Origin of the sequence: Cellulomonas sp. ACRRI (genome assembly GCF_022346185.1) — a bacterium.
Taxonomy (GTDB): Bacteria; Actinomycetota; Actinomycetes; order Actinomycetales; family Cellulomonadaceae; genus Cellulomonas.
In genome coordinates this window covers 1-10,185 of record NZ_JAKRMS010000145.1, presented here as the reverse complement: position 1 = coordinate 10,185, position 10,185 = coordinate 1, and the positions used below count along the sequence as shown (strand labels likewise).

6 protein-coding genes are annotated in these 10,185 nt (G+C 74.0%); 1 reads left to right on the top strand and 5 read right to left on the bottom strand.

The features are described from left to right. Positions 1-76: 76 nt before the first annotated feature. The 3 genes from ligD to tkt form a co-directional block, all read right to left on the bottom strand. The gene (gene ligD / locus MHY85_RS18460; protein WP_239199256.1) at positions 77-1,189 is read right to left on the bottom strand and encodes a non-homologous end-joining DNA ligase; all 1,113 of its coding nucleotides are present in this window, start codon (positions 1,187-1,189) and stop codon (positions 77-79) included. Between the two features lie 70 nt (positions 1,190-1,259). After that, complete coding sequence (gene nrdI / locus MHY85_RS18455; protein WP_239199262.1) at positions 1,260-1,694, bottom strand: class Ib ribonucleoside-diphosphate reductase assembly flavoprotein NrdI; 435 nt, start codon at positions 1,692-1,694, stop codon at positions 1,260-1,262. A gap of 250 nt (positions 1,695-1,944) precedes the next feature. Next, entirely contained in the window at positions 1,945-4,110 is a 2,166-nt protein-coding gene (gene tkt, locus MHY85_RS18450; protein WP_239199253.1) for a transketolase, read from the bottom strand. Between the two features lie 211 nt (positions 4,111-4,321). On the opposite strand from tkt, the gene MHY85_RS18445 reads away from it, so the two are divergent. Next, positions 4,322-6,997, top strand: a complete 2,676-nt coding sequence (locus MHY85_RS18445) for a phosphoenolpyruvate carboxylase (protein ID WP_308191434.1) — start codon at positions 4,322-4,324, stop codon at positions 6,995-6,997. Positions 6,998-7,069: 72 nt separating this feature from the next. On the opposite strand, the gene MHY85_RS18440 is transcribed toward MHY85_RS18445, so the two are convergent. Both MHY85_RS18440 and MHY85_RS18435 read right to left on the bottom strand, forming a co-directional pair. Next, a complete protein-coding gene (locus MHY85_RS18440) occupies positions 7,070-8,278 on the bottom strand; it encodes a cobalamin-independent methionine synthase II family protein (protein ID WP_239199250.1) in 1,209 nt (402 codons plus the stop codon). Between the two features lie 110 nt (positions 8,279-8,388). Continuing rightward, positions 8,389-10,077 (bottom strand): long-chain-fatty-acid--CoA ligase, encoded by a 1,689-nt coding sequence (locus tag MHY85_RS18435; protein ID WP_239199247.1) that lies wholly within the window; start codon positions 10,075-10,077, stop codon positions 8,389-8,391. Between the last annotated feature and the right edge of the window lie 108 nt (positions 10,078-10,185).

Here is a 10,185-nt window from a genome sequence, read left to right as displayed (position 1 = left end):
GGCACGGGCGCTCCTCGGGGTCGTCGGTCCGGGAGGGGGTGAACGGACCACCCGCCCGGCGAGTTCCCGCGGCGGCTCAGTCCTCCGCGGCGCCGGCCTTCGGGCGGTCCCGGTCCTTGCTCGGCTGCACCCGCTTCGGCTCGCCCGGCATCTTCGGGTACTCGGGCGGGTACGGCAGGTCGCCGAGGTCGTGGTCCCGCTCGTCCTTCGCGGCGAGCTCCAGCAGCCCGTCGAGCGCCCCCGGCGCGACGGCGTCGGTGCCGGGCGACGGCGAGGTGCGCGACACCAGCGGGGCGAACAGGTCGCCGACCTCCGCGAACCGGGCGGGCATCGTCGTCACGTCGAAGTCGTCGGGGTGCACGTCCGCGACCTCCTCCCAGCGCAGCGGCGCGGAGACGGTGGCACGACGGTTCGGGCGGACGGAGTACGCGGACGCGATGGTGCGGTCGCGGGCCATCTGGTTGTAGTCGACGAAGATCGCCTCGCCGCGCTCCTCCTTCCACCACTTCGTCGTGACCTGCCCGGGCAGCCGGCGCTCCAGCTCGCGGCCGAGCGCGATCGTCGCCCGGCGGCACTGCGTGAAGGACCAGCGCGGCTCGATCGGCACGAAGATGTGGATGCCGCGCCCGCCGGAGGTCTTGGGGAAGCCGGTCAGCCCGTGCTCGGCGAGGACCTCCCGGACGTGCGGCGCGACCCGGGCGGCGTCGTCGAAGGTCGTGCCCGGCTGCGGGTCGAGGTCGATGCGGAGCTGGTCGGGCGCCTCGACGTCGGCGCGGGTCACGGGCCACGGGTGGAAGGTCAGCGTGCCCAGGTTCGCGGCCCACGCCACGACGGCGAGCTCCGTCGGGGTCACCTCGTCGGCCGTGCGGCCGGACGGGAAGGTGATCGTCGTCGACTCGACGTAGTCGGGCGCTCCCTGCGGGACCCGCTTCTGGAAGAACGCGTCGCCCTTGTTGTCCATGCGGGTGGACAGCTTCGCGCCCTCGAACCACCCGCGCGGCCAGCGCTCCAGCGTCGTCGGTCGGTCGCGCAGCGCGCCGAGGATCCCGTCGCCCACGCTCACGAAGTAGCGGACGACGTCGATCTTGGTCAGGCCGCGGTCGGGGAAGTAGACCTTGTCGGGGTTGGAGACCCGCACGGTGCGGCCGCGCACCTCGATCTCCTCGGCGGGCACCTTCGACGGGCTCATGGTGGTCACGCTAGGGCCGACGGCCGACGCGCGCACCCACCCGGGCGAGATGAGCGCGCGCCCCGGGGCGTCAGACGGCCGGGGCGTCCCCGCCCGCGGCGAGCGCGGCGTCCAGGTCCGCCAGGATCCGCCGGCACTCCTCCACGTCCCAGGGCGTGCCCGCGATCTCGAACTCGAACAGCACCGGACGGCCCGAGCGGGCGGCGATGTCCCGGGCGGCGTGCTGGTAGTACCGGCCGAAGTTCCGGTTCCCGCTGCCCATGACGCCGACCATGCGGCGGCGGTTGACGGGCGAGCGCAGGAACCGGCGCACCGCCTCCGGGATGGTGTCGTTGGCCTCGTTGCCGGTCTTGTACGACGGCGTGAGCAGCACCCACGGCCCGTCCGCCTCGCTGAGGCGGACCTCGCGCCGGGACAGGTCGAGCACGGGCCGGTCGAGCCGCAGCGCGAACGACCGCACGAGCCCGGAGCTCGACGAGTAGTAGTACACCGGGGTCTGCCGCACGCTCACGCCTCCGACCCTCCCCGCCGCGCTCCGCGCGGCGCGGGGACCAACGTCCCGCGCCCTCTCGTGCGCCGCTCGCGCCGCCTGCGCCCCTGCCTGCGCCCCTGCCTGCGCCGAGATGGCAACTCTCGGCTGTGGGCGGGCGCCTCCGCACAGCCGAGAGTTGCCATCTCGGCGAGGGTCGGGTGGGGGACGCAGGACGGCCGGGCGCCCCCCGGAGGGGTGCCCGGCCGTCCTGCGCGTCAGCGGGTCAGAGCTGGTCGCCCGTGCCGCTCTCCGTCGGGGCGCTGGCGTCCGTCGCCGGGGCGCTGCCGCCGCAGGCCGCCGCGATCGACTCGTGCGCCGCCGCGACCACGGCGTCCGCCGTGATGCCGAACTCCTCGTAGAGCGTCTCGTACGCCGCGGAGGCGCCGTAGTGCTCGAGCGACACGGCGCGGCCGGCGTCGCCGAGGATCTTCCACCAGGACAGCGCGATGCCGGCCTCGACGGAGACGCGGGCCTTCACCGAGGACGGGAGCACCGACTCGCGGTAGGCCTCGTCCTGCTCGGCGAACCACTCCAGCGACGGCGCGGAGACCACGCGGGTCGGGACGCCGGCGGCCTCCAGGGTCTCGCGGGCCGCGACGGCCAGCTGCACCTCGGAGCCGGTGCCGATGAGGATGACCTCCGGGGTGCCGGACGACGCCTCGAGCAGCACGTACGCGCCGCGCGCGACGCCCTCGGCGGACGCGAAGCCCTCCTCGCCGCGCGGGAACGTCGGGACGTTCTGCCGGGTGAGGATGAGCGCGGCGGGGCCGTCGGTGCGCTCGAGGATCGCCTTCCACGCCTGCGCGGTCTCGTTCGCGTCGGCCGGGCGGACCACGGCGAGGCCGGGGATCGCGCGGACGGCGGTGAGGTGCTCGACCGGCTGGTGGGTCGGGCCGTCCTCGCCGAGGCCGATCGAGTCGTGCGTCCACACGTAGATCGCCGGCACGCCCATGAGCGAGGCCAGGCGGACCGAGCCGCGCATGTAGTCGGAGAACGTGAAGAACGTCCCGCCGTACGGCCGGGTCAGGCCGTGCAGGGCGATGCCGGAGAGGATCGCGCCCATGCCGTGCTCGCGGATGCCGAAGTGCAGCGTGCGGCCGTACTCGTTCCCGGCGAACTCGTGGGTGGAGCGCTCGGCCGGGATGAAGGACGGCTCGCCCTTCATGGTGGTGTTGTTCGAGCCGGCGAGGTCGGCGGAGCCGCCCCACAGCTCGGGCAGCACCGGCGCGAGGGCGGACAGCACCTCGCCGGAGGCGGCGCGGGTCGCGACGGCCTTGCCGGCGGGGAACGTCGGCAGGGCGTCGGCCCAGCCGGCGGGCAGCTTGCCGGCGCGCAGGCGCTCCAGCAGCTCGGCGCGCTCCGGGTTGGCCTCGCGCCAGGCGTCGAAGCCCTTGCTCCACTCGGCCTTGGCGGCGGCGCCGCGCTCGAGGGCCTTGCGGGTGTGCGCGATGACCTCGGGGGCGACGTCGAAGGACTTGTCGGGGTCGAAGCCCAGGACCTCCTTGAGGCCGCGGACCTCGTCGGTGCCGAGCTTGGAGCCGTGCGAGCCGTGGGTGTTCTGCTTGGTCGGCGACGGCCAGGCGATGATCGTCCGCAGGCCGATGAACGACGGGCGGTCGGTGACGGCCTTGGCGGCCTCGATCGCGGCGTGCAGCGCGTCCACGTTCTCCGTGTACTCGCCGCCCTCCGTCCAGTCCACGAACTGGACGTGCCAGCCGTAGGCCTCGTAGCGCTTGACGACGTCCTCGGTGAACGCGATCTCGGTGTCGCCCTCGATCGAGATGTGGTTGTCGTCCCAGATCGCGATGAGGTTGCCGAGCTTCTGGGTGCCGGCGATGGACGAGGCCTCGGAGGACACACCCTCCTGCAGGTCGCCGTCCGAGCAGATCGTGTAGACGAAGTGGTCGAACGGGCTGGTGCCCGGCGCCGCCTCGGGGTCGAGCAGGCCGCGCTCGCGGCGGGCCGCCATCGCGAAGCCGACGGCCGAGGAGATGCCCTGGCCGAGCGGGCCGGTGGTGATCTCGACGCCCTTGGTGTGCTTGTACTCGGGGTGGCCCGGGGTCTTCGAGCCCCAGGTGCGCAGCGCCTCGATGTCCTCGAGCTCCAGGCCGAAGCCGGCCAGGTAGAGCTGGATGTACTGCGTCAGCGAGGAGTGGCCCGCCGACAGGATGAACCGGTCGCGGCCCAGCCAGTGCGGGTCCGCCGGGTCGTGCCGCAGCACGTTCTGGTAGAGCAGGTACGCGGCCGGGGCCAGGCTGATCGCCGTGCCGGGGTGGCCGTTGCCGACCTTCTCGACCGCGTCGGCGGCCAGGACACGCACCGTGTCGACGGCCTTGACGTCGAGCTCGGTCCAACCGACCTGCTGGGCCACAGGAGCCTTCGCGTTCACCGCACCTCATTTCCGCCCGGACCTCGGCGGCCCGGATCATCGGGGGTTGCTGCTCGCCCGGTCGCGACGGACCGGCCGCGGGCACTGCCTCCGAGCCTAGACTCCCGCGCGGTGGCGCGGGACATCGGGCCCACGGCTCGGGCGCACGGGTGAGGTAGCCGACAGGCGGACACGCGTCTCGTGCGTCGGACGGTTGACCTACGCTTGACCGGTGACCGACCCCCAGCCCTCGCTCGAGGCCCGCCGCGGCCTCGCGCGCCACGAGGTCCCCGACCCGTTGCGCAACGACGTCCGGATGCTCGGCGAGTTCCTCGGCCGCGTGATCCGCGAGTCCGGCGGCGACGACCTGTTCGACGACGTGGAGCGCGTCCGCGCGCTGACGATCCGCGCCCACGACGAGCAGGACCTGTCCGCGCTCACCGAGGCGGAGGAGCTCGTCGGCTCCTTCTCCATCGAGCGCGCCCAGCAGGTCGCCCGCGCCTTCACCTGCTACTTCCACCTGGCGAACCTCGCCGAGGAGCACCACCGCGTCCGCGTGCTGCGCGCCCGCGAGGCGGAGCTGCCGGCCGGCGAGCTCATGCAGGACGACTCCCTGCCCGCGGCGATCGACGCCCTGGCCGGCGAGGTCGGCCGCGACGAGGCGCTGCGCCGCCTGCAGGAGCTGGAGTTCCGCCCGGTGCTCACCGCGCACCCGACCGAGGCCCGCCGTCGCTCGGTGTCCCGGGCGATCCGGCGCATCTCCGACCTGCTGGCCGAGCGCGACGCGCTCGCCGCCGGCGGCACCTCCCGCGCGGAGAACGACCGCCGCATCCTGGAGGAGATCGACACGCTGTGGCGCACGTCGCCGCTGCGGGCGCAGAAGCCCACGGTGCTGGACGAGGTCCGCACCGTGATGAACATCTTCGACACCACGCTGTTCGACACGTTCCCGACCGTGTACCGCCGCCTGGACGACTGGCTGTCCGGGGCGGGCGCGGGGCGCCAGGAGCCGGCGGTCCGCCCGTTCGTGCGCCTGGGGTCGTGGATCGGCGGCGACCGGGACGGCAACCCGAACGTCACCGCCGAGGTGACCCGGGCCGCCGCCGCGCTGGCCAACGAGCACGTGCTCGGCGCCCTCGAGGAGTCGGCGCGGAAGATCTCCGCGAAGCTCACGCTCGACGACACCGGCACCCCGGCCAGCGCCGAGCTGGTCGCGCTGTGGCACCGGCAGCGGGACCTCTCGGAGGACGCCGCGACGAAGGCCGCCGCCGAGGTGCGGCACCAGCCGCACCGCCGCGCGCTGCGCATGGTCGCCGAGCGGCTCGCCGCGACCCGGCGCCGGGACGCCGACCTGTCCTACGCCGGCCCCGACGAGCTGCTCGCCGACCTCGACGTCGTGCAGCGCTCGCTCGAGGCCGCCGGCGCGACCCGCGTGGCGTTCGGCGACCTGCAGAAGCTCATCTGGCAGGTGCAGACGTTCGGGTTCCACCTGGCCGAGCTGGAGGTGCGCCAGCACTCCCAGGTGCACGCCGCCGCGCTCGCGGACATCGAGGCGAAGGGCCTGGACGGCGACCTGGAGCCCCGCACGGTGGAGGTGCTCGACACCTACCGCGCGATCGGGGCGGTGCAGCGCCGGTACGGCGTCGCCGCGGCCCGCCGGTACATCGTGTCGTTCACCCAGGCGCCGGAGCACCTGGCCGCGGTCTACCAGCTGGCCGAGCTGGTGTTCCCGGACCCGGCGACCCGGCCGGTCATCGACGCGATCCCGCTGTTCGAGACCTTCGCCGACCTCGAGGCCAGCGTCCACATCCTCGACTCGATGCTCACGCTGCCCGCCGTGCAGGCGCGGCTCGCGGAGAACGGCCGGCGCGTCGAGGTCATGCTGGGCTACTCGGACTCGTCCAAGGACGTCGGCCCCGTGGCCGCGACCCTCGCGCTCGACGTCGCGCAGAGCCGGATCGCCGAGTGGGGCCGGAAGCACGACATCAGCCTCACGCTGTTCCACGGGCGCGGCGGCGCCCTCGGGCGCGGCGGCGGCCCCGCGAACCGCGCCGTGCTGGCCCAGCCCCCGGGCTCGGTCGACGGCCGGTTCAAGCTGACCGAGCAGGGCGAGGTCATCTTCGCGCGGTACGGGAACCCGACGATCGGTGCCCGGCACATCGAGCAGGTCGCCGCGGCGACCCTGCTGGCCGGCGCCCCGTCCACCGAGCGGCGCAACGCGGCCGCCACGGAGCGGTTCGCCGATCTGGCCGCCGCGCTGGACGCGTCGTCCCGCACCCGGTTCTACGAGCTGGTGCGCGCCGAGGGCTTCCCGCAGTGGTTCGCGCAGGTGACCCCGCTGGAGGAGATCGGCCTGCTCCCGATCGGCTCCCGCCCGGCGCGCCGCGGCCTGTCCGTCGAGTCGCTGGACGACCTGCGGGCGATCCCGTGGGTGTTCTCCTGGTCGCAGGCGCGGACCAACCTCGCCGGCTGGTTCGGCCTGGGCACCGCCCTGGAGTCGGTGGGCGACCTCGCCGAGCTGCAGGCCGCGTACGCCGACTGGCCGCTGTTCAGCACGATGATCGACAACGTCGAGATGTCGCTGGCGAAGACGGACGAGCGCCTGGCCGAGCGGTACCTCGCGCTGGGCGACCGCGACGACCTGGCGCGGCTCGTGCTCGAGGAGATGGCGCTGACCCGGCACTGGGTGCTCGCGATCACCGGCTCCGACCGCATCCTGTCCCGCCGCCGGATCCTCGGGCGCGCGGTGCAGCTGCGCAGCCCGTACGTCGACGCCCTGTCCCTGCTGCAGATCCGGGCGCTGCGCGCGCTGCGCACCGGCGACCAGCCGGACCTGGTCGAGGAGAACAAGCAGCTGCTGCTGCTCTCCGTCAACGGCGTGGCCGCGGGGCTGCAGAACACCGGCTGACCGGTGCCGCCCGCACGCGCGACGGCCCGGCACCCCACGAGGGGGGCCGGGCCGTCGCGCGTCCGCGGGGGGTCAGCCCCAGAGGCGCTTCGTGGCGATCTCGGCGCCCTGCACCAGGGTCTCGAGCTTGGCCCACGCGATCTGGTGGTGGATCCGGCCGCCCAGGCCGCAGTCGGTCGCCGCGACGACGTTCTCCCGGCCGACCAGCCGCGCGAACCGCTCGATGCGGTCGGCGACCAGCTCCGGGTGCTCGACGACGTTCGTCGCGTGCGACACCACGCCCGGGAGGATCAGCTTCCCCTCGGGCAGCTGCACGTCCTCCCAGACCCGCCACTCGTGCTCGTGCCGGACGTTGGCGGCCTCGAACGAGTACGCGCCCGCGTTCACCTTCAGCATCGTGCGGACGATGTCCGCCATCGGCAGGTCGGTGGTGTGCGGGCCGTGCCAGGAGCCCCAGCACAGGTGGTACCGGATCCGGTCCTCGGGCAGCCCGCGCAGCGCGTGGTTGAGCGCCTCGACCCGGAGCTCGGTGAACCGCACGTAGTCCTCGACGGTCGGCTCCGGGGTGATCTGGTCCCAGTTCTCCGCCATCGACGGGTCGTCGATCTGCAGCACCAGGCCGGCGTCGACGATCGCGACGTACTCCTCGCGCAGGGCGTCGGCGAGCGCCCAGACGTACTCCTCGTCCGTGGCGTAGTAGTCGTTGTCCATCCGGGCTGCCGACGCCGGCGCGATCGAGGTGATGAAGCCCTCCTGCGCGCCGGTCGCGTCGAGCGCCGCGCGCAGGTTGGCGACGTCCTGCGCGACCGCGTCCTGGCCGGTGTACGTCACCGGGGCCACCGCGGTCGGGAACGGCTTCGGGTCGCCGCCGTGGAACACGCCGCTGGTCGGGTCGGCGTACGCCTCCTCGAACCGCGCGCGATCGCGGCGCCGGCCGAACCCGGTCACCTTGACGTCGCCCGGGCCGGACTGCACGTCCTTGAAGATCCACGACGCGCCGTCGCGCAGCTCCAGACCGCCCAGGCGCTGGAACGAGTACGACCACCAGGCGCCGTAGTCGATCGCGCTGGTCATCGCCTTGCCGAACTCGCCGTCGCCCGGCACGTCGAGGCCGAGGTCGACCTGGCGGCGCACCAGGTCCGTGACGGCGCCCCGGAGCAGGGCGGCGTGGTCCCCGGCCTCCTGGCCGGCTTCACGGGCGGCGTTGGCGGCGATGAGCTCCGGCGTGCGCGGGAGGCTGCCCGCCTGGCTCGTGAGGATGTGGTCGGTGCTGCGGATCATCGGGTCTCCCGGCTCGGGGCGGACGTGCGGGCCCATCGTCGCACCGCGCCCGGGCCCGGGTGGTGCCCGTCCAGGGGTCGGGCCGCGGCGTGCGTGGGTGGCGCCGCCGGTCAGAGCCGGGGCAGCACCTGGTCGCGCACCTGCTTGCGCAGCACCTTGCCGAGCATCGACCGCGGGGTGTCCTCGATCGCGACGACCCGCTGCGGCACCTTGTACGCGGCGAGGTGCTCCCGGCAGTACGCCCGGATCGCCGCCTCGTCCAGGGTGGCGCCGGGCTCGAGCTCGACCGCGGCGACGACCTGCTCGCCGCCGCGCTCCAGCGGCCTGCCGATCACCGCGGCGTCCTTGACGGTCGGGTGCCCGCGGAGCACGCCCTCGACCTCGGACGGGGACACGTTGAACCCGCCGGTGATGATGAGCTCCTTGGCGCGGTCGACGATGGTGGTGAACCCGTCTGGGTCGACGGTGACGATGTCGCCCGTCCGCAGCCAGCCGCTCGGCAGCAGGGTGGCGGCCGTCTCGTCCGGGTTGTTCCAGTAGCCGGCGAACACCTGCGGGCCGTTCAGGAGCAGCTCCCCGGGCTGGCCCGGCGGGACGTCCACCGCCGGGTCCTCGGGGTCCACGACGCGCATCCGGGTGGACGGGAAGGGGACGCCGATGGTGCCGGTGCGCCGGGTCGGGTGGAACGGGTTGCCGAGCGCCACCGGGGACGACTCGGTCATGCCGTAGCCCTCGACCAGCAGGCCGCCGGACATCGACTCCCACAGCTCGACCGTGGCGTCCGGCAGGTTCATCGCCCCGGAGATGCAGAACCGGCACGACGCGAGCGACACCCCGCGCTCCTTGGCGGCCATCGCGGTGCGCTCGTAGATCGGCGGCACCGCGCAGTACACGGTCGCCGGCGACTTCTTCATCGCGTCCAGCACGAGGCCGGTGTCGAACTTCGGGAACAGCACCAGCAGCCCCTGCTTGAGCACGCCGTACGTGAGGTACAGCGTCATGCCGAACGCGTGGAACATCGGCAGGATCGCGTAGAACACCTCCCTGCGGTACTCCGCCCCGTGCATCCACGCCTCGCCCTGCAGGGCGTTCGCGTGCAGGTTGAGGTGCGTGAGCATCGCGCCCTTCGGGCGGCCGGTCGTGCCGGAGGTGTACTGGATCGCGGCCAGGTCGGTCACGGCGGGGCGCGGGTGCCCCGGGTCCAGCGCGCCGTGGGACAGCAGGTCCTCCCACGGGATCGTGCCCCGGGCCGGCGCGGTCAGGGACCGGCGGGTGGCGCGCAGGCTCGGGATCGGCAGCGACAGCGCCGCGCGCTTGACCGCGGGGAACGCGCGCAGCAGGTTGACCGACACGACGTGGTCCACGCCGACGTCGGCGGGGAACTGCCGGACCTGCTCGACGGCCTTGTCCCAGGCGATGACGACGCGCGCCCGGTGGTCCTCGAACTGGTGCCGCAGCTCCCGCGACGTGTACAGCGGGTTGTGCTCGACGACGACGGCGCCGAGGCGGAGCACCGCGTAGAACGCGACGACGTGCTGCGGGCAGTTGGGCAGCAGCAGCGCGACCCGGTCGCGCGGCTTCACGCCCAGCCGGCGCAGGCCCTCGGCGGCGCGCTGGACCTGCGCGCCGAGCTCGGCGTACGTGGTGCGGCGGCCGAAGAACTCGAGCGCCGGCGCGTCACCCGCCTCGGCGACGGAGCGGTCGAACATCGCCACCAGCGACTCCGTGGGGAGCTCGATGTCGGCGGGGACGCCGGGCTGGTACTGCGCGAGCCAGGGGCGGTCGTCGGTCGAGGTCATGCCGCCATCGTGGCAGCACCGGCGCCGAGCCTGCAGGACGCGCGGGGTTCGTCCGCCTGGAATCGCGCTCCTGCTGCGGACGCGGCGGCGGCGGGCGCGGGGCGGCGG

Coding starts and splice junctions, on each gene's coding strand:
- MHY85_RS18440 (WP_239199250.1), bottom strand. CDS start 8,278: ATGATCCGCAGCACCGACCACATCCTCACGAGCCAGGCGGGCAGCCTC.
- ligD (WP_239199256.1), bottom strand. CDS start 1,189: ATGAGCCCGTCGAAGGTGCCCGCCGAGGAGATCGAGGTGCGCGGCCGC.
- MHY85_RS18435 (WP_239199247.1), bottom strand. CDS start 10,077: ATGACCTCGACCGACGACCGCCCCTGGCTCGCGCAGTACCAGCCCGGC.